This window comes from Sphingobium sp. LMA1-1-1.1, assembly GCF_040676365.1.
Classification (GTDB): domain Bacteria; phylum Pseudomonadota; class Alphaproteobacteria; order Sphingomonadales; family Sphingomonadaceae; genus Sphingobium.
The window spans coordinates 615,736-641,638 of record NZ_JBEGHS010000012.1; the positions used below are offsets into that span (position 1 = coordinate 615,736).

The 25,903-nt window shown below is 63.8% G+C and carries 25 protein-coding genes; 17 read left to right on the forward strand and 8 right to left on the reverse strand.

Annotated features, from left to right (window positions below; all coding sequences use genetic code 11):
- Positions 1-19 precede the first annotated feature (19 nt).
- The 13 genes from MRBLMA1_RS10220 to MRBLMA1_RS10280 all read left to right on the forward strand — a co-directional run bounded on the left by MRBLMA1_RS10220 (position 20) and on the right by MRBLMA1_RS10280 (position 14,054).
- Positions 20-400, forward strand: coding sequence for a hypothetical protein (locus MRBLMA1_RS10220; RefSeq protein ID WP_363736563.1), 381 nt, complete (start codon positions 20-22; stop codon positions 398-400).
- Positions 401-409: 9 nt separating this feature from the next.
- Complete coding sequence (locus tag MRBLMA1_RS10225) at positions 410-1,138, forward strand: HupE/UreJ family protein (protein ID WP_363736564.1); 729 nt, start codon at positions 410-412, stop codon at positions 1,136-1,138.
- A gap of 1 nt (position 1,139) precedes the next feature.
- Positions 1,140-1,754 (forward strand): hypothetical protein, encoded by a 615-nt coding sequence (locus MRBLMA1_RS10230; RefSeq protein WP_363736565.1) that lies wholly within the window; start codon positions 1,140-1,142, stop codon positions 1,752-1,754.
- Positions 1,755-2,129: 375 nt separating this feature from the next.
- On the forward strand, positions 2,130-4,292 hold the full coding sequence (locus tag MRBLMA1_RS10235; RefSeq protein ID WP_363736566.1) for a TonB-dependent siderophore receptor: 2,163 nt from the start codon (positions 2,130-2,132) through the stop codon (positions 4,290-4,292).
- Positions 4,293-4,392: 100 nt separating this feature from the next.
- Positions 4,393-5,442, forward strand: a complete 1,050-nt coding sequence (locus MRBLMA1_RS10240; protein ID WP_363736567.1) for a PepSY-associated TM helix domain-containing protein — start codon at positions 4,393-4,395, stop codon at positions 5,440-5,442.
- Positions 5,439-6,365, forward strand: a complete 927-nt coding sequence (locus tag MRBLMA1_RS10245) for a 2-hydroxyacid dehydrogenase (protein WP_363736568.1) — start codon at positions 5,439-5,441, stop codon at positions 6,363-6,365. The genes MRBLMA1_RS10240 and MRBLMA1_RS10245 overlap by 4 nt, the downstream gene beginning before the upstream one ends.
- A 139-nt stretch (positions 6,366-6,504) precedes the next feature.
- Complete coding sequence (locus MRBLMA1_RS10250; RefSeq protein WP_133651522.1) at positions 6,505-7,173, forward strand: haloacid dehalogenase type II; 669 nt, start codon at positions 6,505-6,507, stop codon at positions 7,171-7,173.
- A gap of 203 nt (positions 7,174-7,376) precedes the next feature.
- Entirely contained in the window at positions 7,377-8,234 is an 858-nt protein-coding gene (locus MRBLMA1_RS10255) for a GNAT family N-acetyltransferase (protein ID WP_363736569.1), read from the forward strand.
- Positions 8,231-9,694 (forward strand): NAD-dependent succinate-semialdehyde dehydrogenase, encoded by a 1,464-nt coding sequence (locus MRBLMA1_RS10260; protein WP_363736570.1) that lies wholly within the window; start codon positions 8,231-8,233, stop codon positions 9,692-9,694. The genes MRBLMA1_RS10255 and MRBLMA1_RS10260 overlap by 4 nt, the downstream gene beginning before the upstream one ends.
- A gap of 91 nt (positions 9,695-9,785) precedes the next feature.
- Positions 9,786-10,856, forward strand: coding sequence for a tartrate dehydrogenase (locus MRBLMA1_RS10265; RefSeq protein ID WP_363736571.1), 1,071 nt, complete (start codon positions 9,786-9,788; stop codon positions 10,854-10,856).
- Between the two features lie 141 nt (positions 10,857-10,997).
- Positions 10,998-12,383, forward strand: coding sequence for an aspartate aminotransferase family protein (locus tag MRBLMA1_RS10270; RefSeq protein ID WP_363736572.1), 1,386 nt, complete (start codon positions 10,998-11,000; stop codon positions 12,381-12,383).
- Positions 12,384-12,401: 18 nt separating this feature from the next.
- Positions 12,402-12,896: an Lrp/AsnC family transcriptional regulator gene (locus tag MRBLMA1_RS10275; protein ID WP_133651527.1), complete on the forward strand. Its 495-nt coding sequence runs from the start codon at positions 12,402-12,404 to the stop codon at positions 12,894-12,896.
- 9 nt (positions 12,897-12,905) lie between these two features.
- Positions 12,906-14,054: a M20 aminoacylase family protein gene (locus MRBLMA1_RS10280; protein WP_363736574.1), complete on the forward strand. Its 1,149-nt coding sequence runs from the start codon at positions 12,906-12,908 to the stop codon at positions 14,052-14,054.
- 111 nt (positions 14,055-14,165) lie between these two features.
- On the opposite strand, the gene MRBLMA1_RS10285 is transcribed toward MRBLMA1_RS10280, so the two are convergent.
- From MRBLMA1_RS10285 to MRBLMA1_RS10315, 7 genes are all read right to left on the reverse strand, one after another.
- A complete protein-coding gene (locus MRBLMA1_RS10285; RefSeq protein ID WP_363736576.1) occupies positions 14,166-15,491 on the reverse strand; it encodes an NAD(P)/FAD-dependent oxidoreductase in 1,326 nt (441 codons plus the stop codon).
- Between the two features lie 26 nt (positions 15,492-15,517).
- Entirely contained in the window at positions 15,518-16,978 is a 1,461-nt protein-coding gene (locus MRBLMA1_RS10290) for an aldehyde dehydrogenase family protein (protein ID WP_414714687.1), read from the reverse strand.
- Positions 16,975-18,255 (reverse strand): NAD(P)/FAD-dependent oxidoreductase, encoded by a 1,281-nt coding sequence (locus MRBLMA1_RS10295; protein WP_363736578.1) that lies wholly within the window; start codon positions 18,253-18,255, stop codon positions 16,975-16,977. The genes MRBLMA1_RS10290 and MRBLMA1_RS10295 overlap by 4 nt, the downstream gene beginning before the upstream one ends.
- 38 nt (positions 18,256-18,293) lie before the next feature.
- The gene (locus tag MRBLMA1_RS10300) at positions 18,294-19,469 is read right to left on the reverse strand and encodes an alanine racemase (protein WP_363736580.1); all 1,176 of its coding nucleotides are present in this window, start codon (positions 19,467-19,469) and stop codon (positions 18,294-18,296) included.
- Positions 19,470-19,500: 31 nt separating this feature from the next.
- The gene (locus tag MRBLMA1_RS10305; RefSeq protein WP_363736582.1) at positions 19,501-20,367 is read right to left on the reverse strand and encodes a GNAT family N-acetyltransferase; all 867 of its coding nucleotides are present in this window, start codon (positions 20,365-20,367) and stop codon (positions 19,501-19,503) included.
- A gap of 273 nt (positions 20,368-20,640) precedes the next feature.
- Positions 20,641-21,351: a cupin domain-containing protein gene (locus tag MRBLMA1_RS10310; protein ID WP_363736583.1), complete on the reverse strand. Its 711-nt coding sequence runs from the start codon at positions 21,349-21,351 to the stop codon at positions 20,641-20,643.
- A gap of 266 nt (positions 21,352-21,617) precedes the next feature.
- Positions 21,618-22,568, reverse strand: a complete 951-nt coding sequence (locus tag MRBLMA1_RS10315; RefSeq protein ID WP_363736584.1) for an ornithine cyclodeaminase family protein — start codon at positions 22,566-22,568, stop codon at positions 21,618-21,620.
- A gap of 162 nt (positions 22,569-22,730) precedes the next feature.
- Here MRBLMA1_RS10315 and MRBLMA1_RS10320 point away from each other — a divergent pair, with 162 nt between their 5' ends.
- Genes MRBLMA1_RS10320 through MRBLMA1_RS10330 form a run of 3 tightly spaced genes read left to right on the forward strand, consistent with a single transcriptional unit; the run spans position 22,731 to position 24,352 of the window.
- The gene (locus tag MRBLMA1_RS10320) at positions 22,731-23,474 is read left to right on the forward strand and encodes a UTRA domain-containing protein (protein ID WP_363736586.1); all 744 of its coding nucleotides are present in this window, start codon (positions 22,731-22,733) and stop codon (positions 23,472-23,474) included.
- Between the two features lie 58 nt (positions 23,475-23,532).
- Entirely contained in the window at positions 23,533-23,880 is a 348-nt protein-coding gene (locus tag MRBLMA1_RS10325; RefSeq protein ID WP_363736587.1) for an ArsR/SmtB family transcription factor, read from the forward strand.
- Positions 23,873-24,352 carry an SRPBCC family protein gene (locus MRBLMA1_RS10330; protein ID WP_363736588.1) on the forward strand — a complete coding sequence of 160 codons (480 nt, stop codon included), beginning with the start codon at positions 23,873-23,875 and terminating at the stop codon, positions 24,350-24,352. The genes MRBLMA1_RS10325 and MRBLMA1_RS10330 overlap by 8 nt, the downstream gene beginning before the upstream one ends.
- Positions 24,353-24,633: 281 nt before the next feature.
- On the opposite strand, the gene MRBLMA1_RS10335 is transcribed toward MRBLMA1_RS10330, so the two are convergent.
- On the reverse strand, positions 24,634-25,314 hold the full coding sequence (locus tag MRBLMA1_RS10335) for a spermidine synthase (protein ID WP_363736589.1): 681 nt from the start codon (positions 25,312-25,314) through the stop codon (positions 24,634-24,636).
- A 71-nt stretch (positions 25,315-25,385) separates the two neighbouring features.
- On the opposite strand from MRBLMA1_RS10335, the gene MRBLMA1_RS10340 reads away from it, so the two are divergent.
- Positions 25,386-25,838 (forward strand): hypothetical protein, encoded by a 453-nt coding sequence (locus MRBLMA1_RS10340; RefSeq protein ID WP_133651540.1) that lies wholly within the window; start codon positions 25,386-25,388, stop codon positions 25,836-25,838.
- Positions 25,839-25,903: the final 65 nt, after the last annotated feature.

Genomic DNA, 25,903 nt, shown 5'->3' on the forward strand with positions numbered 1-25,903 from the left:
TGATTTTGGAGAAAGCACCATGAAATACGACCTTTTCTGCACCGGACTTGCCGTTGTCGCCTTTGCTGCCCTGCCTGCCACGGCCATCGCCCATGGCAGCATGAAACCGCAGCATGGCGGACTGGTGCAGATGACCGGGGAGACCATGTTCGAACTCGTCACCGGGCCAAAGGGCGTCGATGTCTATCTGAGCGAGGAGGATGAACCGATCCCGGCGGCCGGATTCACCGGAAAGCTGACCCAGACGGCCGGCGGCGCCAAGACCGAGGCACCGCTCAAGGCAGCCGGCGGCAACAGGCTCACCGCACCGGGCTTCAAGCCCGCGAAAGGCGCCAAGGTCGTCGTCGCGGTGATCGACAAGAGCGGCGCAAAGACCTTCGCCACCTTCCAGACCAAGTAAGAGGCGAGCATGAACAACGCGACCCTCCCCCCGCTCGATGGTTCCACGGTGCGGCGGGTCGCGCTGCTCATCGTGGGACTGGCCCTGCTGTTCGCCTGCTCCCCGATCTGGGCGCATGGCGTCAACGAAAACGACAAGGCCTTCATCGAAGGCGCTTCGGGCGTCAACATCATCCCCTATATGTATCTGGGCGCCAAGCATATGGTCACCGGATATGATCATCTGCTGTTTCTGGCCGGGGTGATCTTCTTCCTTTATCGCCTGAAGGATGTCGGCGCCTATGTGACGCTGTTCGCCGTCGGTCACAGCACTACGCTGTTGCTGGGCGTCCTTTTCGACATCCGGGCCAATCCTTTCCTCATCGACGCGATCATCGGCCTGTCCGTCGTGTACAAGGCGATCGACAATCTGGATGGATTCCGGACCTGGTTCGGCTTTTCGCCCAATCCCAAGGCAGCGGTGCTGATCTTCGGCTTCTTTCACGGTTTCGGCCTTGCGACGAAGATCCAGGAACTGACACTTGCCCAGGACGGTCTGATCCCCAATCTCATCAGCTTCAACATCGGGGTGGAAATGGGCCAGTTCATGGCACTGACCGTCATCCTGATCCTCATGAACTTCTGGCGCAGGACCGACAGCTTTCGCCGCAGCGCCATCTTCACCAACGCCGCGCTGATGACGGCAGGCTTCGTTCTGATCGGTTTCCAGCTTTCGGGCTATTTCATGCAAGGAGCATGACATGAACTCGCAAACCATTGCCACGCTTCCCACGCATATCTCTCCCTCCCGCTCCAGCCTGGCCAAAGCGACCGGGGGCGCGGCGACCGCCGCCATCGCAATCCTGACGCTGTTCGTCCTGCCCGCGGAATATGGCATCGATCCGACCGGCATCGGCACCGCGCTGGGCCTGACCGGCATGGTGTCCGGCGAAGCGAAGCAGATCCCCTCGCCAGCACAGGCACCCGTCGCAAAGGGCGCCCTGCCCATGCCGACCAAGGATGCAATCGCCAAAACCACTGCATGGCGACAGGACGAACAGACAATCACCCTGGCGCCGCACAGCGGCCGGGAAGTGAAGGCCCATATGACGAAGGGCGACAGCTTCGTCTTCCAATGGAAATCATCCGGCGGCCCCGTAAAGGCGGAAATGCATGGCGAGAGGCTGGCCGCGACGGACGGTTCCTTCACCGACTATTGGAAGGAACTGGAAATGACCGGCGGACAGGGAGATTTCACCGCTCCTTTCGACGGCACCCACGGTTGGTACTTCCGCAACAAGGGGGAGACGCCGGTCACCGTTACGGTGAAGACGGTCGGTTTCTACAAGAATCTCTTCGTGCCGGAATCCGAATGACGTCCTTGCGATGGACAGGGCCTGCGGCGGCACTCACCAGTGCATCGCAGCGTGAGATGGCGCGCTTGTCCTCCTCCTTGGAAAGCCAATGTCCACCGGGGATCCAGGACCTTGCGCAATCTCTCGAAACGGCCCGGCCGATTCTGCCGTGTGGTTCTTCATCTCACAATTTTCGACCGTGGCGGCAGATGAATTTGCGGTAATATTTTTGTAATCCAGCCTTAGTCTGTTTTCAATAAGAGGCGACAAAACGCTCCGTGACCGGCGCCGGCCAAAAGGACACGCAAGATGTCTGACGGGAGAGGGGTAAACTTATCGCCGGATCACCCCAATTCGCAGGACTTAGGACATGGCGATCAGAAAAGGGGTAATAAAATGAAGACAATTTCAGCGTTCCAAATAGCACTGGCCGCCAGCACCGCCTCCCTTGCCCTGGCATCGGGCGCGCAGGCCCAGACGGCAGGAAATGCCGGGGACGGCACGATCGTCGTCACCGCCATGAAGCGGCAATATTTCGGCGACACGCCAGTCAAGGAAATTCCGCAGGCCGTGCAGTTCCTTGACGGCAAGCTGCTGGACGATCTCAACATCACCCGCCTCGACACCGCGCTGGAACTGGCCAGCGGCATTTCGAAGCAGAATAATTTCGGCGGCCTGTGGGACAGCTTCGCCATTCGTGGCTTCGCCGGGGACGAGAATTTCCCGAGCGGCTTCCTGGTCAACGGCTTCAACGGCGGTCGCGGCTATGGCGGTCCGCGCGATGCATCCAATGTCGAGCGCGTGGAAGTGCTGAAGGGACCGAACTCCGCGCTCTTCGGTCGCGGAGAACCGGGCGGCACCGTCAATATCGTGACCAAGAAACCGGTCCTCGAAAAATCCTTCGGCAGCTTCGGCGTGGCCGGCGGCAGCTGGAACACCTATCGGGTCGAAGGCGATTTCAACCTGCCTCTGAACGACATGTTCGCGGTGCGCCTGAATGGCGCGGTCGAGGATGCCGACAGCTTCCGCGACACGGTGCACACCCGCAAATATGTGCTGACGCCGTCGCTGCTCGCGAAATTCTCGGACCACGACCTTTTCACCTATGAAATGGAATATGTGAACCAGGAAGTGCCGTTCGACCGCGGCGTGGTGGCCGTTCCGACAGTTGTCGGAAGCGTGATCACCAATTATCAGCTCGGCCTTATCCCCAATTCCCGGTTCCTGGGCGATCCCAATAATGGTCCTATCAAGGTAAAGGTTCTGGGGCATCAGGCGCAATATCAGCATGATTTCAGCGATGACTGGACATTGATGCTGGGTGCCGGGTACAAGGACACCATCTTCCGCGGTTATTCCAGCGATCCTGAACTGGTCCCGAGCCGCCAGATGATCTACGTTGACGGCCAGACCCTGTCACGCCAGCGTCGCTATCGCGACTACAGCACCACCCATATGGTGTTCCGCGGCGAAATCAGCGGCAAGTTCGACACCGGGTCGATCCTGCACAATATCCGCATAGGCGCGGACTGGGATCGGTTCAAGATCGACACCTTCCAATTGCGCTATCGTCCGACTGTGGCCGATCAGTCCTATTCGATCAACATCTTCAATCCGAACTACAATATTCCTGGCCCCGCTCCAACCGGCGTGGTTCAGAACGCGACCGAGATCCAGAAGGCCTGGGGCATCTATGCTCAGGACCAGATCGAGATCACGGAACAGTTCAAGGTTCGCTTTGGCGGGCGCTATGATGATTTCTCGCAGGATATCGCCAACCGGGCGAGCATCACCCTCCCCTTCGTGAGCAAGCATTATACCAAGTTCAGCCCGATGGCCGGTCTCGTGTTCGAACCCACCAAGACCGTTTCCATCTATGCCAGCTACGGAAAGGGTTTCCGTCCCAACAGCGGAACGGGCTTCAGCGGGCAGCCCTTCGATCCGGAAATCAGCAAATCCTATGAAGTCGGCGCGAAATATGTGTCGCTGGACGGCAAGATCACCAGCACCTTGTCGCTCTTCACGATGAAGAAGGACAATGTGCTGACCACCGACCCCGTCAACGCGGGCTTCTCCCTGCCGGTGGGCGCAGCCAAGAGCAAGGGCGTGGAATTTGATCTCAACGCCAAATTACCGGCCGGGTTCGAACTGTTCCTGACCTACGCCTATACCGATGCCGGATGGGCAGACAATTACCCGTTTGCGAACGTCATGAAGGACGACCCGCTGATCAACATTCCCAAGCATCAGGGCAATGCATTGCTGTTCAAGACCTTCTCGGTCGGCGAGCACAAGGCGATGCTGGGCGCGGGCGTGAACTATGTCGGTCGTCGCCTGGGTGAAACAGGTGTGCCTCTTCTAGGGTCCGTGCATTTCTTCTTGCCTAGCTATACGGTGGCGAAGGTCACAGGGTCGTTCAACATCACCGACCAGATCAAGATATCGGCGGACGTGAATAATCTCTTCGACAAAAAGTACTACGCCAGTTCTTATGCGGCGCTATGGATCCAGCCGGGAGCGCCCCGCTCCTTCACGGTCCGCGGTTCGTTCAACTTCTGACGTTCCGTTCATTCGGGCCTTCAAGGCCCGAACGGCCGCCGGCGACCCACCCTCCAAGCCTGAAGGGTCGCCGGCGGTATTTTATTTTGGGAGATCACCCATGACCCGGGCGCAATGGCTTCGCCTGCACAAATATACCGGCCTTGCCATGGCGGCTCTGCTGGCGGTGCAGGCGATGACAGGCATGCTGCTGCTCTATCGTGGGCCGGTGGCGCGCTGGATCGATCCAGCGGGGATGGTCAGCCACGGATCAGCGCCCGGCATTTCCCCCGGCATGGCGGCAGCGCGCGCGGCGGGCGCGTTCCCCGGCTTTGCCGTCACCCGCCTCTACGCGCCCAGCGGGAAAGGCGCGACCTTTCTTGCCGAACTCACCGGCCCCCATGGGGCACAGCGCTATGCATCGGTCGATCCGGCCGGCGGGCGCATATTGCGGGCCGGATCGACCTGGGCCTTCCCGATCGAGGCCGCGCTCCAGATCCACTACCGGCTGATGACGGGCAAGGCGGGCGCTACTGTCGTACTGTTGAACGCGCTCGCCCTGCTGGCGATGGCGGTGACAGGCCTTGCCTATTGGTGGCCAAAGCGCGGCCCGCTTTCAAAGCAGCTCTCGGTCCGCTGGACGCTGGCGTTTCGACTGGTGCTGCGACAGTTGCACCGGACCGCCGGCGTGGTCATGTCGGCGCTGCTGGCGTTCATGGCGTTGACCGGGCTGCTGCTGGCGACACCCGACCTGTTCGACGCAGCCGCCCCCATATCCTTGCGGCCCACGGCGAGCGCGACGACGATCGACCGGGCACTGACGCGGGCGCACAGGGCCTTCCCGCGCAGCGCCCTGCGCGATTTCCGCCTGACCGGCGATCGCATCATCGTCAATTTCGCCGCCCCCGAACGCAATCCGCGCGCCGTGCATCGCGCGGTGCTGACGATCGCCGGGCCGAATATTGTCAGCGTAACGAGGGCCGAAGACAGCCGCGCGCTCTGGATGACGGTGTTGCCCCTGCATGCCGGCGACAGTTTCGGCGTGATCGGCCCGGTGGTGCTGATGGTCGCGGCGCTGACGCTGCTTGCCCTTTCCCTAACCGGACCGCTGATGTGGTGGCAGGCGCAGGCCACGCGCCGCCGGTCCTCCTCCAGAAAGCAGACTGCATGACCCTCCTCTACACCTCCGAAGCAGAGCGCGGACGCGTATGGCGCGACATCTTCGCGGCGGAGGCGCCCGATGTCGGCTTCATGACGCCGGACGAGATGCGCGATCCGGCGGCCGTCCGCTATCTCGCCGCCTGGGATCCCTCCCGCGAACTGCTGGAACGGTTGACCGGCCTGGAAGTGCTGTTTTCGATCGGAGCGGGCGTCGACCAGTTCGACATGAGCAAGTTGCCGCCGCATGTCCGGCTGATCCGCATGATCGAACCGGGGCTGATCGAGGGCATGGTCGAATATGTCTGCGGCAGCGCGCTGATGCTGCACCGCCACTTCATCGATTACGGCATTGCGCAGCGCGAGCATCGCTGGGACGCGATCAAGCTGGTTCCCGCCGCCGCCCGCCGGATCGGCGTGATGGGACTGGGCCAGATGGGGCAGGCCGTCCTGCAGGCGCTGCGCCCGTTCGGCTTTCCGCTTTCGGGATGGAGCCGGTCGCGCCATGCGATCGAGGGCGTCACCTGCCACGCCGGACCGGAGGAGATGGACGCCTTCCTTGCGGGTTGCGACATATTGATCTGCCTGTTGCCGCTGACGGCTGAAACCAGGGGCATATTGTGCCGGGAAACCCTTTCCGGATTGCCGCGTGGCGCCGCGCTGATCAATGCTGGCCGGGGCGGGCACCTGGTGGAGCAGGATCTGCCGCCGCTGCTGGACGAAGGCCATATTTCCGGCGCCGTGCTGGATGTGACCGAAACGGAACCCCTGCCCCGGTCCCACCCCTTCTGGGACCATCCGCGCATCATCCTGACCCCGCATATCGCCAGCTCAACCCGCGCGGACAGCGGCGCGCGCGCCCTGATCGCCAATATCAGGCGGCTTCAGGCAGGCCTGCCGCCCGATGGCGAAGTCGATCGGAATCAGGGATATTGAAGGCACGGCAAACTATGCCGAAAGGCCCCGACAAAAAGCCCGAACAACCGTCCTGCCCGGACCAATCGGAAACATGTTGCGGGCAGGACGTGGCGTAATGATCCTGTTGAACAGCGACCCAATCAGGGGGAATTGATCCATGACTGATTTCCGACCGAAATATATCAGCTTCGACTGTTACGGAACCTTGACCCGTTTCCGCATGACTGAAATGGCCACCGAATTCATGGCCGATCGCATCGCCGCCGAAAATCTTCCGGCCTTCTGCCAGGATTGGGCCACCTACCGCTTCGATCAGGTGCTTGGCGCGTGGGAACCCTATCAGGAGGTCCTTCGCAATTCGCTGCGCCGCGTCTGCAAGCAGTGGGGCGTGGATTATCGCGAGGCGGATGCCGATGCCGTCTACCACCGCGTACCCACCTGGGGTCCGCATGCCGACGTGCCCGGCGGCCTGTCGAAGATCGGCGACAAGATTCCGCTGGTCATCCTGTCCAACGCGATGAACGACCAGATCCACCACAATGTCGCCCTGCTGGGCGCGCCATTCCATGCCGTCTATACCGCGCAGATGGCTCAGGCCTACAAGCCCCGCCGGCAGGCGTTCGAATATATGTTCGACCAGCTGGGCGCGAAGCCGGAAGAAATGATGCATGTTTCCTCCAGCTTCCGCTACGACCAGAATACCGCCACCGACCTGCATTTCGGTTGCCGCGTGTTCGTGGGTCGCGGGCATGAACCTTCCAACGCCTTCTATCGCGACGTGGAAATCCCGCACATCGGTTGCCTGCCGGCGGTCGTCGGCCTCTGACATTGTCGAGGAAGGCCGCCCTGCCTGCCTCCCCTCTCCCTGGGGCAAGCAGGGCGGCATTTGCCGGGGCGGGCAGGAAAATCTCCGCGATTTTCTTCCAAAAATTGGGCGAAGGCAGCAGCTAATGCTTGTTGGCGCAGCCTAGTTTCCCGGCCATCGATTCAGGATCAAGGGCGGTCTTCGCCGCCGAAGGAGCAAGGTGCATGGTGGCAGGCATAGAAACGAGGGTGGATCTGCGGCGCATGGTCGCCGGGGATCTGGCCGCTGCCCGCGACCTGTCCCGCGAACAGAAATGGCCGCACAGGATCGAGGACTGGGAAATGCTCTTCCAGCTCGGTTTCGGCTATGTCGCGGAATGCGACGGCAAGGTGGTCGGCACGGCCATGGCCTGGCTCTATGGCACGGATGCGGCCACCCTGGGCATGGTCATCGTCTCGCCCGGCGTGCGGGGCGAGGGAACGGGCCGTCGCCTGATGGATGCGGTGCTGGACGAACTGGGCGACCGCACCGTTTTGCTGAACGCGCCCGCTGAAGGCGTGCCACTCTGCCGCGCGCTCGGCTTCGAAGAGGTCGGCCCCGTCTTCCAGCATCAGGGCGCCGCCTTCGCCGTACCCATGGCCGAACTGATCCCCGACGAACGGGTCCGGCCGCTGGGCAGCAAGGATATGGACATGTTGCGCGCCCTCGCCCGCGAAGCGACCGGAATGAACCGTGACGCGCTGCTCGATGCGCTGGTTCCCGGTGCGCAGGGTGTGGTCCTGACGCGCAGCAACCAGCCTGTCGGATTCGCGCTGTTCCGTCGGTTCGGGCGCGGCTATGTGGTCGGGCCGACCGTCGCCCCCGACACCAGCGGCGCCAAGGCGCTGATCTCCCATTGGCTGGGCTTCAACAGCGGCATGTTCTGCCGCCTGGACGTGCCAGAGGAAAGCGGCCTTTCCGACTGGCTGGAGGAGCTTGGCCTCCCCCGCGTCGGCAGCGTGTTGCGCATGCGGCGCGGCAGGCCTGTCAAAGCCGGCTCGTCCGTCAGGACTTTCACTCTAACAACACAGGCACTCGGATGACTCTCTCCCTGAACGACCCCTCGCTGCTCGTGGAACGCGCCTTTATCGGCGGCGAATGGGTCGGCGCGGCATCCGGCGCGACACTGGACGTCGACAACCCGGCAACCGGCGCCGTACTGGGCACCATTCCCGACTGCGGCGAGGATGAAACGCGGGCTGCCGTCGACGCGGCGCAAGCGGCCTGGGGGCCGTGGCGGTCCAGGACAGCGGGCGAGCGGGCAGCATTGCTGGAGCGCTGGTATGCGCTGGTGATGGACAATGTCGTCGATCTCGGACGGATCATGACTGCCGAGCAGGGCAAGCCGACCGCCGAGGCGGAAGGCGAAATCCGCTACGCCGCCAGCTTCATCAAATGGTTTGCCGAGGAGGGCCGCCGCATCGACGGCAGCATGATCCCCGCCCCTGAAGCCAATCGCCGCATCCTGGTGATGAAGGAGCCGGTCGGCGTGTCGGCGGCGATCACGCCCTGGAACTTCCCCTCCGCGATGATCACGCGCAAATGCGCGCCCGCGCTTGCCGCAGGATGCCCGGTCGTCGTCAAACCGTCCGAACTGACCCCCTTCAGCGCGCTCGCCCTGGTGAAGCTGGCCGAACGGGCGGGCTTTCCCAAGGGCGTCTTCAATATCGTGACCGGGCAGGCCGCGCCGATCGGGAACGTGCTGACCGGCAGCGACACGGTGCGCAAGCTTTCCTTCACCGGATCGACGCGGGTCGGGGCGCTGCTGATGCGCCAGAGCGCCGACACCATCAAGCGGCTGAGCCTGGAGCTGGGCGGCAATGCACCGCTGATCGTGTTCGACGACGCCGATATCGAACTTGCCGTCGCCGCCACCATGGCCAGCAAATTCCGCAATGCGGGCCAGACCTGCGTCTGCGCCAACCGCATCCTGGTCCAGGACGGCGTCTATGATCTCTTTGCCGGGAAACTGGCAAAGGCGGTATCCGCGCTGAAGGTCGCGCCCGGCGATCAGGACGGCGCGACAATCGGCCCGCTCATCAACCGGGCGGCCGTCGACAAGGTGGAGGCGCATGTCGAGGATGCACTGGCCCGCGGCGCCACCCTCTATGCCCGCGCGCCTGAGGGCGCACGCGGCGATCGCTTCACCACGCCCGTCATTCTTACCGGCGCGACGCGCGACATGCGGCTGGCCGACGAGGAAACCTTCGGTCCCGTCGCACCGCTGTTCCGCTTCACCCATGAGGAGGAGGGGATTGCCCTCGCCAACGACACCAGCTTTGGCCTCGCAAGCTATTTCTACACCGAAAACCTCCACCGCGCCTTCCGCGTAGGCGAGCGGCTGGAGGCGGGCATGGTTGTGCTCAACACCGGCGGCATTGCAATGGAGATGGCGCCTTTTGGCGGCATCAAGCAGTCCGGGCTGGGCCGCGAGGGCGCCCATGCCGGGATCGAGGAATATCTGGAGACCAAGACGTTCCACATCGGGGGTCTGAAGCTCTAATCATCCTCTCGTCATGTTCCCGCGCCGCGGGAACATCCTTTGCTGACGACCCATCGAACGCCTGCCCATTTCGCCGAAAGGAACGACCGCCATGACCCGCACCTACTCCATCTCCGTCATACCCGGCGATGGCATCGGCAAGGAGGTGATGGTGGAGGGCATTCGCGTGCTGGAGCGCGCGGCCAGCCTCTACGGCTTTTCGATCGAGCAGAAGTGGCAGGATTTCGCCTGCTGCGATTATTACGCCCGGCACGGCCAGATGATGCCCGATGACTGGAAGGCGCAGATCGGCAATCCCGACGCGATATTCTTCGGTGCTGTCGGCTGGCCGGACACGGTGCCCGATCATATCTCGCTCTGGGGCTCGCTGCTCCAGTTCCGGCGTGAATATGACCAATATGTCAATCTGCGTCCGGTCCGGCTGATGCCCGGCGTTCCCTGCCCGCTCGCCGGACGCAAGCCCGGCGACATCGACTTCTGGGTCGTGCGCGAGAATACGGAGGGCGAATATAGTTCGGTCGGCGGCAAGATGTTCGCCGGCACGGATCGCGAGGTGGTGATCCAGGAAACGGTGATGACGCGCCACGGCACCGATCGCGTGCTGCGCTATGCCTTCGAACTCGCCGCCACGCGGCCGCGCGGGCATGTCACCTCGGCCACCAAGTCCAACGGCATCGCCATCACCATGCCCTGGTGGGACGAGCGGGTGGAGGAGATGGCCAGAAATTATCCCGCCATCACCCATGACAAATATCATATCGACATCCTGACGGCGCAGTTCGTGCTGAACCCCGATCGGTTCGATGTCGTCGTGGCGTCCAATCTGTTCGGCGACATTCTGTCCGATCTCGGCCCCGCCTGCACCGGCACGATCGGCGTAGCGCCATCGGCCAACATCAATCCGGATCGCACGGCCCCCTCCCTGTTCGAGCCGGTCCATGGCTCCGCCCCCGATATCGCGGGCAAGGGGATCGCCAACCCCGTCGGCCAGATCTGGTCGGCGGCAATGATGCTGGACCATCTGGGCGAAAGCGAAGCCGCCGCCGCGATCATGCGCGCGGTTGAAACGGTTCTGGCCGAACCGGCGCTCCGCACCGCCGACCTCCAGGGCAAGGCCAATACCGAACAATGCGGCCGGGCGATCGCGGACGCGTTGAGCTGATCTGCATCAGCGGCCGCGGCATAAAGTGCCGCGGCAGTCGGCGATTAGGCACGCCGCCGGCCGCCGCCCGCCTCAGATCGGGCTTTCGCCCTGCGATATCGGGCTAGTTTTACCTTCAGTACCACCAGGGCGAGCCTTCCGATGACGCTGCAAACCAACCGCTCTCTGATCGATATCGACCGCGACCACCTGATCCACCCCGTCACGTCCTTCCGCGGTCATGAGGCGCATGGCGCGCTGCTGCTCGACAGCGGCAAGGGCATGTGGCTGAAGGACGTGGAGGGCCGGGAACTGCTCGACGCCTTTGCCGGCTTGTGGTGCGTCAATGTCGGCTATGGCCAGGAGAGCGTCGTCGAGGCGGCGGCCGAACAGATGCGCCGCCTTCCCTACGCCACCGGCTATTTCCACTTCGGCAGCGAGCCGGCGGTGCGGCTGGCGCAAAGGCTGGTCGAACTCAGTCCAGAGGGCCTCGACCATGTCTATTTCACGCTGGGCGGGTCCGATGCGGTCGACAGTGCGATCCGCTACATCACCCATTATTACAATGCCATCGGCAAGCCGGACAAGAAACAGTGCATCGCGCTGGAACGGGGCTATCACGGTTCCAGCAGCACCGGCGCGGGGCTGACCGCGCTCGCCAATTTCCATCGCGGCTTCGACCTGCCGCTGCGCTGGCAGCACCATATCCCCTCGCCCTATCCCTATCGCAGCGACCTGGAGGACGACGCGGCCATCATCGCCCGCTCGGTCCAGCAGCTGAAGGACAAGGTTGCGCAACTTGGCGCGGACAATGTCGCCGCCTTCTTCTGCGAGCCGATCCAGGGATCGGGCGGCGTGATCGTGCCGCCGGTCGGCTGGCTGAAGGCCATGCGGCAGGCTTGCGACGATCTCGACATATTGATGGTGGCGGATGAGGTCATCACCGCCTTCGGTCGCACCGGCCCCATGTTCGCGTGCGAGGCGGAGGATGTGGCGCCCGACCTGATGACCGTGGCGAAGGGGCTGACCTCCGGCTATGTGCCCATGGGCGCCGTGCTCATGTCGGACGCCGTCTATCAGGGCATAGCCAATGGCGCTGCGGCTGAAGTCGTGATCGGCCATGGCGCGACCTATTCCGGCCATCCGGTAAGCGCCGCGGTCGGGCTGGAGGTGCTGCGCCTCTATACCGAGGGCGGGATCCTTGCCAACGGACGCAGGGTCGCTGCGCGTTTCGATGCGGGGCTGGCGGGGCTGGCCGACCATCCGATGGTGGGCGACACGCGCGGGCGCGGCCTGCTCGGCGCGATCGAACTGGTGGCGGACAGGCAGAGCAAGACCCGCTTCGACCCGACGCTTGGCCTGCCCGACCGGCTGTTCGCGAAGGGTTATGAAAATGGCGTCATTTTCCGCGCCTTCGGGGACAATATCATCGGCCTGGCCCCCGCGCTCTGCGCGTCGGACGGCGAGATGGACGAGATTTTCGGACGTATCCGCAAGACGCTGGACGATCTGCTCGAAGAGGCGGATATTCGGGCCGTGTTACGATAGCACATAAGGGGGACGAGAATGTTGGTTGGACCCAAGCTGGACAGGATCGACCTCAAGATCCTTGCCCAGCTTCAGCAATTCGGCCGCATCACTAACGTCGAGCTGGCTGACGCGGTCGGCCTCTCCCCCAGTCCCTGCCTGACGCGCGTGAAGCGCCTGGAAAAGGCGGGCTATATCACCGGCTATGGCGCCGAGATAAACCTGCACAAGCTGGGCGAATATCTGACCGTCTTTACCGAAGTCACGCTGACGGAGCATCGTTCCGGCGACTTTTCCCGCTTCGAAGCGCGCATCCGGAAGCTGGACGAGATCGTCGAATGCCATCTGGTGAGCGGCGGTTATGACTATCTGCTGAAATTCGTGACGCGTGGCGTCGCCCATTACCAGTCGATCATCGAAGGAATGCTGGAAAGCGACTACGGCATCGAGAAATATTTCAGCTATGTCGTGATCAAATCCCCTTTCATCAAACATCATTATCCCATCCAGCATCTCTTCGGCGAGCAGCGATAGAATATGGCCATGACGGACATTGCCGACCTGATCGAACCGCTGGTGGCGTTCCGCCGCGACATTCACGCCCATCCCGAACTGGGCTTCCGCGAACATCGAACCGCCGGACGAATTGCCGAACAACTCCGCGCGCTGGGGCTGGAGGTGCATGAGGGGATCGGCCGGACCGGCGTGGTGGGCGTGCTGCGCAACGGCACGTCTTCGCGCAGCATCGGCCTTCGCGCCGACATGGACGCGCTGCCGATCGAGGAGCAGACCAACCTGCCCTACGCCAGCAGGACGCCCGGCACTTTTCACGGATGCGGTCATGACGGGCACGTCGCCATGCTGTTGGGCGCAGCGCAGCATCTGAGCAGAACCCGCCATTTCGACGGCACCATCCATTTCATCTTCCAGCCCGCGGAAGAAGGCCATGGCGGCGCCGGCGAAATGGTGCGGGAGGGGCTGTTCGACCGCTTCCCCTGCGACCGGGTGTTCGCCCTGCATAACTGGCCCGACCTTCCCGCGGGTACGATCGCGACGCGTCCCGGACCCATTATGGGCGCGGCCGACAAGTTCGAGATCCGGCTGGAGGGTCGCGGCGGCCATGCGGCGATACCGCACAGCACGCCGGACGCCATACTGGGCGCCGCCGCGCTGGTGCAGCAATTGAACAGCATCATATCGCGTCGAATCCCGCCGACCGCCTCGGCAGTTCTGTCGATCACGCAGATCCACGGAGGCCACACCCATAATGTGATCCCCGACGCCGTCACCGTCACCGGTACGGTGCGGACATTCGATCTTCAGGTCCAGGACCGGATCGAAAACTCGATACGGCAGATCGCCGCAGGCGTCGCGCAGGCGGGGGAGCTCACCGTCTCGGTCGATTACACAAGATATTATCCCGCGACGATCAACGATGCCGAGTCCGCACAGGAGGCATTCGCCGCCGCCGCGTCGGTGGGCACTGCGGTCCTTGCGCCGGACCCGGCCTTCACTTCGGAAGATTTCGCCTTCATGCTACAGGCCTGCAAGGGGGCCTATATCTGGCTGGGGCAGGCTAGGGCGGAGGGATCTGCCCCGCTGCACAACCCGCATTATGACTTCAACGACGATGTACTGGAACTGGGCGTTCGGCTCCATGTGGCGCTGGCCGAGCGTCATCTGGCGCCCTGACCCTTTGCCTGGCGGGCCGTTGGCTGTGACCCGGCGTCGATCCGTTGCGTTTTTTCTCGCGTCCGGAGGAGACATTGATCGCCCCCTCCTGCCCGTTCCACCTGCAGCGCCTCAGAATTCCGAGACGTCGATCTTCTGGCCCGGCGTGAAACGCGCCAGCCGGTAGGGGTGCGGATCGACAATTGGGTCATGGCCCGTGGCGATATCGGCGACCAGATGCGCCGCGCCGGGTCCGATACCAAAGCCGTGGCCGCTGAAGCCCGCCGCAAGGATAAGGCCAGGAACGGCCGGTATCTCGCCAATCACCGGAACGCCATCGGGCGTGCTGTCGACAAAGCCTGCCCACGCCCCCACCATGGGCGCCCGCGCCACTTCCGGGATCAGCCGAGAAACGCGCTCGACAGTAAGCCGGATAGTCTTGGGATCGGGAACGGGATCGAGAATGCGGCGCGCCTCCATCGGCGTCGGCCGGTCAAGCACCCAGCGCGAAAGCGTTTCGTGCCCTGCACGAAAGCCCTGCAGCCCGCCGGGCGACACCTTCTTCCAGCGCTGCCTGAACATCGGGATGAACTGCTTCTGGAACCGCAGGAACTGCATGGTCGGATCGACCTTGGCCCGCCCGCTATAGGCCAGGCTATGGGCCCCGTCGCCGCGCCGCGTGATCGACATGGAATCGCCATAGAACGCGTCCGGCAGACTCATGTGGCCGGTGCCTACCGCTAGGATCGACTGGCGCACGGTGGCCTGCGGAAAACGCACATCAAGCTGCCGCATGAACGACGATGCCCATGCTCCGCCCGCATGAATCACAAGGTTCGTGGCGATGGTACCCCGTTCAGTCACGACGCCGCTCACCGCGCCGCCGGTCGTCTCGATCCCGCGGGCCGCGCAGGCCTGGTGCACCGTGCCGCCCAGGGCCATTACCGCGCGCGCCACCGCGGGAACGGCCAGGCCCGGATCGGCGATGCCGTCCATCTGCGAGTGCACGCCGCCCTTCCAGACCTGCTTCGTGAACTGGCCCCTTTCAGTCGCTTCCTGGCTGTTGAGCATTCGCGTCTTTACGCCGATCGAGCGGGCATATTCGCCCCAGCGCGCCCAGGTCTCTATCTCGGACTCGTCGTTGCTGACGTAGAACAGCCCGCAACGGCGGAACCCGGTCTCCTCACCGCTCTCAATGCCGAATTGTTCCCAAAGGTCGAGCGCCTTGGTCGCAAGCGGCAGTTCGCGCTCATCGCGGTTCTGCTGCCGGCACCAGCCCCAATTGCGGCTCGATTGCTCACCGCCCACGACGCCCTTCTCGACCAGCGCGACCTTCAGGCCGCGCTGCGCCAGATAATAGGCCGCGAAGGTGCCGATGATGCCGCCGCCGATGATGACTGCATCGGCCTCCGCAGGCAGGGTTGGCGAGGATTGGATGAAACGCATCGGCGCGGGCATGATGAAGTCTCCAGTAAGCCGAAAGGTCAGGCGAAGCCGAGGATGGACTTGACCTCAAGATATTCCTCGAAGCCGAAGGCGCCATATTCGCGTCCATTGCCGGATCGCTTGTAGCCCCCGAACGGCGCGTGCGGGTCCCAGGCGGGATGGTTGAGGTGCACCTGGCCGGTGCGGATGCGCCGGGCGATGCTGCGCGCCTGTTCCATGTCCTTGCCCTGAACATGGCCGCCAAGGCCGAACATGCTGTCATTGGCCATGTCCACCGCCTCATCGACATCATCATAGGGCATGATGACGAGTACCGGTCCAAATATCTCTTCCTGGGCTATGCGCATGGCGCAGGTCACGTCGGAAAAGATCGTGGGGCGGACGAAAAAGCCCTGCTCCAGCCCCTCCGGCTGACCGGCGCCGCCGCAGACCAGCCGCGCGCCATCGTCCAGGCCCGCGGCGATCATCGTCTGCACGCGATGGAACTGCGCCCGGTTCGCGATCGGACCCATCACGGTCGCCTCCTCCCCCGGAGGGCCGACGACGATGGATTCCGCCGTGGCGCGCGCGATCGCCTCCACCTCGGCCAGGCGGTCGCGGGGAACGATCATGCGCGTGGGCGCGCTGCATGACTGGCCGACATTGCGAAAGGCGGCCATCACGCCGAGTGGAACCACCCGTTCGAAATCCGCGTCGGGCAGCAGGATATTGGGCGATTTCCCGCCCAGTTCCTGCGTCACCCGCTTGACCGTGGGCGCGGCGGCCTGCGCCACCAAAACGCCCGCCCGGTTGGACCCGGTGATCGAGATCATGTCCACATCCGGGTGCGCGGCCATGGCGGCACCGACCTCCGGTCCCGTCCCGTTGACCAGGTTGAACACGCCGGCGGGCGCGCCCGCGTCATGCACGATCTGGGCGAACATCATCGCGCTCAGGGGCGACAGTTCGCTGGGCTTCAACACCAATGTGCATCCCGCCGCCAGTGCCGGCGCGACCTTTGCCGTAATCTGGTAGAGCGGCCAGTTCCAGGGCGTGATGAGCGCGCAGACGCCGATCGGCTCGCGCACGATGGCGGTGCTGCCGCGCATCGTCAGAAAGTCATAGTCGCGCAGCACGTCGATCGCCGCCTGGACATGCGCGGCCGCCAGCGGGACATGCGCCGCCCGCGCATGACCGATCGCCGCGCCCATTTCCAGCGTCAATATCCGCGCCAGCGGCTCGGCGCGTTCGAGGATCAATGCATGGATCCGCTCCAGCAGCGCGATGCGCGCCTCCACCGGGGAAGCGGCAAAGGCCGGAAAAGCGCGGCGCGCGGCGGCAACGGCGCGATCGAGGTCAACCGACGTCCCTGCCGCCACTTCGGCGATGCTTTCGCCGCTCGACGGATCGATCACCGGCAGCGTCTGCGCGCCAGGGAGCTCGACCCAAGCACCGTCAATATAGGCGCAACCCATATTGTCCACGACGGACCCCATGATTTCGGCCAGGTTCGTCGTCATTCCACCAGGTCCTTGAAGCGATAATAGGCGCCCACGAACGGCAGGAACCACGGCTTGCCGAAATGGCCGGGGATGGCGGGCCAGTCGAAATCGCGCCAGGGGTTCAGATCGGCACGGCCGTCAAGCACCTCCGCCATGATCGCGCCCATATAGGTCGCCATGTGCGTGCCGTGGCCGCTATAGCCCATGGAATAGAACAACCCGTCACGCTCGCCCGCGCGGGGCAGCCGGTCGCGGGTCATGTCGACCATGCCGCCCCAGCAATAGTCGATCCGCGCATCCGCCAGTTCCGGAAAGACCTCCACCATCGAACGACGCAGGATGATCCCGCTCTTCGCGTCGGCGCTGGGGTCGCTGCGTCCTGAAAACCGCGCGCGGCCACCGAAGATGAGCCGGTTGTCCGGCGAAGTGCGGAAATAATTGACGAAATGACGCGTGTCGGTGGTGTTGCGGCGACGGGGGGTCAGCCGGTCGAGCTGTTCGGTCGACAGGGGCTCGGTGGCGATCAGATAGGCGCCCACCGGCACGATCCGCCGCCGGAACCAGCCCAGCGGGCCGGTCGCCGATGTACCCGTGGCCAGCAGCACCTGGCTGGCGCGCACGCTTCCGTGCGGCGTCGTCAGCTCATGCGCCTGGCCGGCGGTCCGCCTGATGCGGACCAGCGGATTATGTTCATGGATGATCGCGCCATGCCGCGCCGCCGCCTCCGCCAGTCCCTGGCCGAACATGCCCATGTGCATGTTCGCGCTCTTTTCGTAGAGCATGCCCCCGAAATAACGGTCGGACCCGATTTCCGCGCGCATCTCCGAACGCGGCACCATACGGGTCTGTGGGTCCACCTCGCGGGCCAGCAATTCCTGCGACCGGGCGATCTTGTCATAATGTTCCGGCTTGGCGGCCAGCTTCAGCTTGCCCACGCGGCCGAAATGGCAGTCTATCCCTTCCCGGGCAACGATCGTCTCGACCAGGTCCACCCCGGCGTCGAAGGCGCGATAGAGCATGTTCGCGCGTTCCGTGCCAAGGCGCGCGCACATGCCGGCATAATCCTGCGCGAACCCGTTGTTGCACATGCCCCCGTTGCGGCCGGAGGCCGCGCCGGCGACGCGATCCGCCTCCAGCACGACGACCTTCACCCCCTTCCTGGCCAGCGCAAGCGCGGCGGAGAGGCCGGTGAAACCCGCGCCCACCACCGCGACGTCGGCGGTACCCTGGGGGCCGCCCTGCGCACCCGATGCGAAGGGGGTTGCCGTATCGAGCCAGTAAGAAGTCATCTTCATGCGCGTCTATCCATTGCAAGGAACAGCGATCACAGTCTTTACCAGCCCCGCATGCGCGGCCAGGTTATGGCGATGTCGCGGCCGCCATTCGCCACCACCTTGTAGCAATCGTGCTGCGCGCCGGTGGCGCAGGCATGGTTGGGCAGCACCCGGACGCGCGTGCCGATGGCAAGATCGGGAAGCGGCGCGTCGCTGCCCGGCCGTACCTTGATGATGCCATGTTCCTGGCTCGCATCCTCGATGATGAGGTCGTTGAAGGGCCTGCCGTCAATATCGCAGACCAGGCCATAGCCCTGATCGACGGGATGCTTCTGCGTGCCGCGGTCCCGCGACATAGCCATCCAGCCTGCGTCGGTCAGGATCCACCCCTTCTCCCGGCGATGGCCGATCACGGTCGCCACCACGGAAAGCGCGATATCGTCGATCCCGCATACCCCGATGCCATGCATGACGAGATCGAAGAACATGAACACTCCGGCGCGCACTTCCGTCACGCCCTCCAGATTCCGGGCGAAATGGGCCGTCGGCGTCGATCCGACACTGACGACGGGCACCGGGTGCCCGGCTTCGCGCAAAAGCTGTGCCGCCGCCACCGCCGCCGCCCTCTCGCCCTCGGCCGCTTCCGGCAGGCCGACGCCGCCGCGCGCGCCATAGGATTCGCCCGCATGGGTCAGCACGCCGCGCAGATCGACACCCCCCGCCCGCAGTGCATCGGCGATGACGAGCAGCATGGAATCGTCGGGCAGCAGGCCGCCCCTGTGCCCGTCACAGTCGATTTCGATGAGGACAGCCGGCATGGCCTTGCCGTCCCGCGCCGCATCGACCAGCACCTGCGCCTGTTCGATGGAATCGATCAGGACGGACAGGTCGACGCCCCGTGCCACTAGGTCGCGCGCGCGCTGTATCTTGTCGGGGCCAAGGCCGACGGCATAGGTGATGTCGGTAAAGCCGCCTTCGGCGAAATATTCCGCCTCCGCCAGGGTCGAGACGGTAATCGGTCCGCGCCCGTCCGGGAACAGTCGCCGGGCCACATCGATCGACTTGGCACTCTTCACATGCGGACGGAAAGCGACGCCCAGCGAGGCAAGGCGCGCGCGCAGCCGCGCGACATTCCTGTCGACCTTCGACACGTCCAGGACAAGGGCCGGAGTCTCGATCGTCTCCAGGCTTTCGGCGATCGGGGCATCGCCAATGGGGAAGGAATTCTGGGTCATGATATCCACCTTGCTGAGGTCATGGCGCGGATCAGCCGAGCGATTGATTGGAAAGGGCGTAGAGGCGCGCTTCCGGTCCGCCCTGGGGCGGCTCGCCAAGCGACATGGACAGGACCTGATGTACCCGCGGCAGGCCGATGCTTTCCAGCCAGGGGGAGAGGCCGCAGCTTTCCGTGACATCAATCCGGACGAAGTCGCCGACATGCCTTGCGGCAAGCGCGGCGATCAGCGCGCGCGCATCCGTCGCGTCGCGGGCAACGACCGGTCCGATCACATGGCCACGACCCCAGCGGCGCACGCAGCCATAGCCCGCCACGCGGCTGTCCCGCACAATCAGCCGCATGTCGGCGATCGCGGAGAGCCCGTCCAGCAATGCCGCGCGGTCCATGCCGGAAGCTTCCCTGTCGAGCGCTATCAGCGCAGCCCGATCCTCCGGACCGGCGGCGCGAAGCAGCTCCGACGGTCCGATCTCGGGCGCCTGCGCCAATATCGCCTGATGCTGGTACACCGCATCATAGGGCGTGAAGCCCAGCCGGCGGTACAGCGCCTCGCCCTCCAGCGTCGAATTCAAAATGACCGTGCGCCCTTTCGCATCGGCCAGCAGCGCATCCATCAATTTCGCGCCGATCCCCTGCCGCTGCGCCTTGTCCGCGACGATGATCATCCCGGCGGAACCATGGTCGGCGCCATAGGGCCACCACAGCGCGGTGCCGACAAGTTCGCCATCAGCCTCGACCGCAAAGCCCCGGCCCAACTGGAGGGCGAAGGCCCAATCCTCGATGCGATAGGGCCAATCGAGAGCCTGCGACAGGGCATGCGCCTGGGCAAGGTGACGAGCCTCCAGCGGAATCGCGTCGCCCGCCGTCGGCCGGGCTGAGGAAGAGGCAGATATCGTCATCTGGAACGTTCACCCATTTTCATTTCCGCGCACGATCCGCGACGAGGATCATCCGCACCCCTGGTCGATTATGCTGCACGTCTGCGGCATGCTGGCAACCGTCATTAAGCCCGTTACTGCTGGCAAAATCTCCTGAATGTCTCGATAAGGCGAAGCTGTCCTGCGGTGCGATGCATTTGGCTCGACAGATGATGCCGTGACCGGGATGCCATCCGGAAAAGGGCGCGTGCTGCCTGACGGAGCGGTTCGCGCCCTGCCACTTTTCGTTCCGCCTCAGGCGACCGGACGCTGGATCGAATAGAGCTTCCTGACATATTCCTCGCTCAGCCAGGCGCAGCCATCGCCCCGGACGAACATGAACACATCACCCTTCTGGAAAGTCACGCTGCCCTTGTCGTCGGTGAAGGTCACCTTCCCGTCGAGCAGCAGCATCAGTTCGACCTGCCGATAGGGAATGAGACGGCGATGATAGGGCGTCGAATCCCAGATGCCGCAGGCAAACTCCCTGTTGGCGGAAATATAGTCCGAATGGGAGCGGCAGGTCGGAACCGGGCCAAGCAGATTTTCCGACGCCGGCGGGTTCGAGGGCGCCAGTACCGCATTCTTGTCGATCAGCACCGGTTCCGAAACATTGCCGGCGGCCTGGGTCGGCGCGGCGTAGATGATGGCCAGAAGATCGTCCGATGCGCGCCAACGGAAGCTGCTGCCGACCGGCAGCACCGCGCCATTGTCCGCCTCGACCACCAGCGTGCCGGCCCCGCTCTCGATTTCGAGGCGCCCCTGAAGGACGAGGACGCATTCGTCGGTCAAAAGCCTGTCGACCTGCCCTTCGCCGCGCAGCGCGAAAGCGGCAACCTCCACCGCCGCATCGGAAAAGGCAGGTTCCGAACGGCCCTGAAACCAGTCGCCGGAAGGTGTCGCGCCAGCCGCATAGGCGCGCATGTCGATGACGGCGTCAACCTGCCGGTCGATAACGATGCTCATAATCCGAAAGCTCCTGAAAGGTCGTGAGGATTGGTCATGCCATTTCCCTTCAGGACTGCCGCCTATCTGGCCCGGACATCGCGCCGCAGGGCGGTGCCGCGCCTTGAAAACCATCCAGTCGGCCGCAGGGAATTCATGAATGCGATGTGCCTGCCGGGCATTCTATGGATATGACTTTGTCAAAGACGCCATAATTGCCCCTGGCATTGGCATAGGCTGATCCTGCGCCTGTCGGAATCGGCATCATCTGCCGCGACGAAAGCGGTTCAGCCGCCGTCTGAAAGTTCAGCGGGGATCGCGGACCTGTTGCGCGCCGCTATCAGATGTTGGGCAATCGTCAAATCCTGCAATGCAATTCCCGAACTGTCGAAAAGCGTGATCTGTTCGGCAGAGGTGCGGCCCTGCGCCTGTCCGCTCAGGACGTCGCCGATGGGGGTGATCAGGCGATGATCGCCCTCAAAATGCTGAAGGTCACCCATTACCACAGCCTGCGGCACCAGGTCGCAGAACAGCGAAGCCCGCTCGAACAGGGCCGGCGGAAGCTCCTGCTTGCCAGCCGCATCCGACCCCATGCTGGCGACATGGGTGCCGGGCCTGATCCAGTCCGCGTCGAACAGGGGCGCGCGCGAAGGCGTCGCGGTCACGACGATATCGGCCCGCCGGCAAGCGGTTTCCGCATCGGCGCGCTCTGCGTCCAATCCTGCCTTCGCCAGCAGGTCGACGAAGGCATCCCCCTTCGCCTCGTCCCGCGCCACCACCAGGACCTGCTTGATCGGGCGGATGCGCGCGAGGGCAACGCACTCGTAAAAAGCCTGATTGCCGGCCCCGAAAACGGACAGGATCGACGAATCTTCCCGGGCGAGCGCGTCCGCGGCAACGGCATCCCCAGCAGCCGTGCGATAGGCGTTCACCTTCCCCGCCTCGATCACCCATTCGATCCGGCCGACATCCTGATCAAACATCAATATCAGCGAATTGTGCCGGGGAAGTCCCTGTTCGGCATTGCCTGGCCAGAACGAACCCACTTTCAGGCCTGCAAAGGTCGAAGTCGACGCAGACTTGATCGACATCCGGTTCGTGGGCGCAGAGCCATGAGCCAACACCGCAGGAAAGATGACGGCGTCGCGTCCGACGGCGATGAATGCCTCACGCGCAGCCTGATACGCCATTTCGTGCGAGATGAGCGACGCTGACATTTCCTCGGATATGAATTTCATCTTGATCGTCCTGACGATGGTGGAATCCTGCCGGCACAGAACCGTTGCGCCCGCACAAAATGTATATACAGATTTTCCCGGGCCCGCCAAGCAGTTGTTGACGCACCCTCGCAAGCGCAAAAGCGGTTCCCACTCTGCCCCGCGATGCTCTAGGACCATGCGATGGACAGGACAGAGCTTTCATCGGGAATGCGCGGTCAGATCATCGCCCATGTCACCAGCCGGATCATGAGCGGCGAGTGGCAGGCCGGGGATCGCATTCCGTCCGAGCAGGCCCTGACCGACCTGTTCAGGGTCAGCCGCATGACGGTTCATCACGCGTTGCGCGACCTGGCGGCGCGCGGATTCCTCATTCGAAGGGCAGGGTCCGGCACCTTCGTCGCCGGACCGAGCGAATATGTAACGGAATATCGCCACCATGACATCATCAAGGAGATCACGCGCCGTGGCGGGCGCCACAAGGCCCAGGTGCTGCGTCGCGAATTGCGGGAGTCGTCGCCTGAGGAAGCTGCGGCGTTCAACATGGCTCCGCGGGAGATGCTGTTCCATGCCATTGTCCTTCATCATGAAGACGATCGGCCGATAGAGCTGGAAGACCGGCTGATCGCGCCGCGATTCCTTCCGGACGCGATGGAGATGGATCTGACGAGCCAGACGATGTTTTCCCGCCTCATGCTCGTCAAACCCAATCGCCAGGGAACGGAGGTCCTGCGCGCCGTCACAGGATCCCAGCGCGAAATGGCGTTGCTGGACATCGACGCCGGCACGCCGCTGCTTGAAGTCGTGCGCCGGACCTGGTCGCCCGAAGGGGTCGTGACCGTCGCGCGCATGTTGCGGGCGGGAAGCCATTCCGCACTCACGGGCTCCATCCGCAATCTCGATCCCAGGGACAATCAGTACCGCTGAAGCAGCAGGATCGCAACCAGTTGCGGTTTCCGCGCGAATCGCGTAGATACTGAACTATATGGTTCAGTTTTTAACACCTCCCCTCGATCTCTCCTTTGCGGCGCTGGCCGATGCGACCCGCCGGGGAATCGTGGAGCGGCTTGGCCGGGGCGACGCGTCCATCACCAGCCTTGCCGACCAGTTCCAGATGACGCTGACGGGCATGAAGAAGCATGTCCAGGTGCTGGAACGGGCGGGACTCGTCGTCACGCGGAAGATCGGACGGGTCCGCAAATGCGCGCTTGGAAAATGCGACCTCAGCGCGGAGGCCGAATGGATCGAGTCCTGTCGCAAGCTCTTCGAGGCCCGCTTCGACGCCCTGGACGCCATCATCGACGAAATGAAGCAGGAGAGAAGGGATGAATGAGCAAAACCGCACGACCGTCGAACGCAAGGGGACTCGCGAACTCCTCGTGACGCGGCTGTTCGACGCGCCGCCCAGCATGGTCTACCAGGCGTGGAGCCAGCCCGAATTGTTCCAGCGCTGGTGGATGCCCAGATCCGCATCGGGCATTTCGCTCCTCTCATGCGACATGGACGTCCGCACGGGCGGCAAATATCGCCTGGAATTCGGCACCGGCGGTTCGGACAGCATGGCCTTCTACGGCAAATATCTCGAAGTAGTGCCGAACGAACGCATCGTCTGGACCAATGATGAAGGCGAAGAGGGTGCGATCACGACCGTGACTTTCGAGGATCAGGGCGGAAAGACATTATTGCGCTTCCACGAAATCTATCCATCCGCCGCGGCGCTGGAAGAAGCGCTGCAAGGTTCGGCAGCGACATTGCCGGAACAATTGGCGCAGCTCGACCAATTGCTGGCCGGCATCGGCGATTGAGGCCACTTGGCGAACGCCTTCGGGAGCAGGCCTGCTCCCGGAAAGCGGGCGGCTCCCGGTCCGGACGGTCGCCCGCCTTCAGTTCTGCCGATCTGATGCGGCGGGTGGCTCAGCCCTTTCCAGAAAGCGCTGAGCCAGGCCGCGACAGAGTTTTTCCTTGCACACAAGCTGCGCTGCGAAGTCCGCCACCTGCATTGTGACAGCCCACCTCCAGCTAGAGCGATTTTCCAAGCGATAGGAACCGATCACTGGTCGAACACCCGCCGGCGATCAGCCAGGCGTCAGCTTCGCGGGCCCTTCGTGGCGAACCAGATGACATGCCTTGGTCCCTTGCCGTTGCTGCGGGCGCGCACGGCGACCTCCTCCACGGCCAGGCCGGCGCGGGAAAGGCGGCGGGCGAAGCTTGCGTCGGGAGCAGCGGACCAGATCGCCAATATGCCGCCCGGCTTCAGCGCGGCGATGGCGGCCGCGATGCCCTGCGCCGAATAGAGGCGGTCATTCGCCTGACGCACAAGCCCATCCGGCCCGTTATCGACGTCGAGCAATATGGCGTCGTACACGCCGCGCGCCGCGCCGATCACATCGGCCACATCCGCCTGGACCAGACGCACGCGCGGATCGTCCAGGCACCCTGCGGCCAGTTCCACCATCGGCCCGCGCGCCCATTGGATGATCTCCGGCACCAGTTCCGCCACTGTCACGCTTCCCGTGTCGTCCAGGGCCGCCAGCGCCGCCCGCAACGTGAACCCCATGCCATAACCGCCGATCAGCAGATGCGGACGCGCCCGGCCGCGCAGCCGCTCGCAACTGAGATTGGCCAGCGCCTCCTCCGATCCGCTCATCCGGCTGCTCATCAGCTCGTTGCGGTCGAGCACGATCATGAAATCCCCGCCCCGCCGATAGAGGGTCAGTTCCTCGCCACCGGGAACCTGCGCCGATCCTATGAATTCGCGTGCCTGCATATCATCTGCTCCCGGCGTTTCGTCGCCAGCGGGGGCTTTACGGCAATGCGGCGCGGCGTCAAAGGAGCGAGATGCGATATTTCCTCGATACAGAATTCAACGGCTTTGGCGGCGCCCTGATCAGCCTGGCGCTCGTCCCCGAAATCGGAGACCAGGATTTCTACGTCTCGCTTCCCCTGCCGGCCGAAATCCACCCCTGGGTGGAAAAGAATGTGATTCCCTATCTGCGCTTCGTGCCCCCGGGCGTCGACCATCAGTTGAACCGGGTGGAGGCGGCCCAGCATCTGGAGGCCTATCTGGCTCATGACCGCGATCCCGTGATCATCGCTGACTGGCCCGATGACCTGGCCCATTTCTGCGCCCTTCTCGTAACCGGTCCCGCCGAGATGATCAGGCTGGACGGGCTGCGCCTCGAACTCATCAACGGCGCGGGGTTCAGCGCCGCATCCAACAGCCGGATGCCGCACAATGCCCTCCATGATGCGCATGCGCTCAAGGACTTCTATCTCAACTGGGCCATCTGAACGGCGCCGGGGCGCCGCTCGAGGGCGCCTTTTGACAGCAGCCGCCGGACGGCGCATGGGCGGGG

Coding starts and splice junctions, on each gene's coding strand:
- MRBLMA1_RS10290 (WP_414714687.1), bottom strand. CDS start 16,978: ATGACGACGAACCTGGCCGAAATCATGGGGTCCGTCGTGGACAATATG.
- MRBLMA1_RS10330 (WP_363736588.1), top strand. CDS start 23,873: ATGAATGAGCAAAACCGCACGACCGTCGAACGCAAGGGGACTCGCGAA.
- MRBLMA1_RS10250 (WP_133651522.1), top strand. CDS start 6,505: ATGACTGATTTCCGACCGAAATATATCAGCTTCGACTGTTACGGAACC.
- MRBLMA1_RS10315 (WP_363736584.1), bottom strand. CDS start 22,568: ATGAAATTCATATCCGAGGAAATGTCAGCGTCGCTCATCTCGCACGAA.
- MRBLMA1_RS10285 (WP_363736576.1), bottom strand. CDS start 15,491: ATGCCCGCGCCGATGCGTTTCATCCAATCCTCGCCAACCCTGCCTGCG.
- MRBLMA1_RS10255 (WP_363736569.1), top strand. CDS start 7,377: ATGGTGGCAGGCATAGAAACGAGGGTGGATCTGCGGCGCATGGTCGCC.
- MRBLMA1_RS10245 (WP_363736568.1), top strand. CDS start 5,439: ATGACCCTCCTCTACACCTCCGAAGCAGAGCGCGGACGCGTATGGCGC.
- MRBLMA1_RS10230 (WP_363736565.1), top strand. CDS start 1,140: ATGAACTCGCAAACCATTGCCACGCTTCCCACGCATATCTCTCCCTCC.
- MRBLMA1_RS10335 (WP_363736589.1), bottom strand. CDS start 25,314: ATGCAGGCACGCGAATTCATAGGATCGGCGCAGGTTCCCGGTGGCGAG.
- MRBLMA1_RS10300 (WP_363736580.1), bottom strand. CDS start 19,469: ATGACCCAGAATTCCTTCCCCATTGGCGATGCCCCGATCGCCGAAAGC.
- MRBLMA1_RS10295 (WP_363736578.1), bottom strand. CDS start 18,255: ATGAAGATGACTTCTTACTGGCTCGATACGGCAACCCCCTTCGCATCG.
- MRBLMA1_RS10280 (WP_363736574.1), top strand. CDS start 12,906: ATGACGGACATTGCCGACCTGATCGAACCGCTGGTGGCGTTCCGCCGC.
- MRBLMA1_RS10225 (WP_363736564.1), top strand. CDS start 410: ATGAACAACGCGACCCTCCCCCCGCTCGATGGTTCCACGGTGCGGCGG.
- MRBLMA1_RS10240 (WP_363736567.1), top strand. CDS start 4,393: ATGACCCGGGCGCAATGGCTTCGCCTGCACAAATATACCGGCCTTGCC.
- MRBLMA1_RS10310 (WP_363736583.1), bottom strand. CDS start 21,351: ATGAGCATCGTTATCGACCGGCAGGTTGACGCCGTCATCGACATGCGC.
- MRBLMA1_RS10235 (WP_363736566.1), top strand. CDS start 2,130: ATGAAGACAATTTCAGCGTTCCAAATAGCACTGGCCGCCAGCACCGCC.
- MRBLMA1_RS10305 (WP_363736582.1), bottom strand. CDS start 20,367: ATGACGATATCTGCCTCTTCCTCAGCCCGGCCGACGGCGGGCGACGCG.
- MRBLMA1_RS10265 (WP_363736571.1), top strand. CDS start 9,786: ATGACCCGCACCTACTCCATCTCCGTCATACCCGGCGATGGCATCGGC.
- MRBLMA1_RS10320 (WP_363736586.1), top strand. CDS start 22,731: ATGGACAGGACAGAGCTTTCATCGGGAATGCGCGGTCAGATCATCGCC.
- MRBLMA1_RS10220 (WP_363736563.1), top strand. CDS start 20: ATGAAATACGACCTTTTCTGCACCGGACTTGCCGTTGTCGCCTTTGCT.
- MRBLMA1_RS10270 (WP_363736572.1), top strand. CDS start 10,998: ATGACGCTGCAAACCAACCGCTCTCTGATCGATATCGACCGCGACCAC.
- MRBLMA1_RS10340 (WP_133651540.1), top strand. CDS start 25,386: ATGCGATATTTCCTCGATACAGAATTCAACGGCTTTGGCGGCGCCCTG.
- MRBLMA1_RS10325 (WP_363736587.1), top strand. CDS start 23,533: ATGGTTCAGTTTTTAACACCTCCCCTCGATCTCTCCTTTGCGGCGCTG.
- MRBLMA1_RS10275 (WP_133651527.1), top strand. CDS start 12,402: ATGTTGGTTGGACCCAAGCTGGACAGGATCGACCTCAAGATCCTTGCC.
- MRBLMA1_RS10260 (WP_363736570.1), top strand. CDS start 8,231: ATGACTCTCTCCCTGAACGACCCCTCGCTGCTCGTGGAACGCGCCTTT.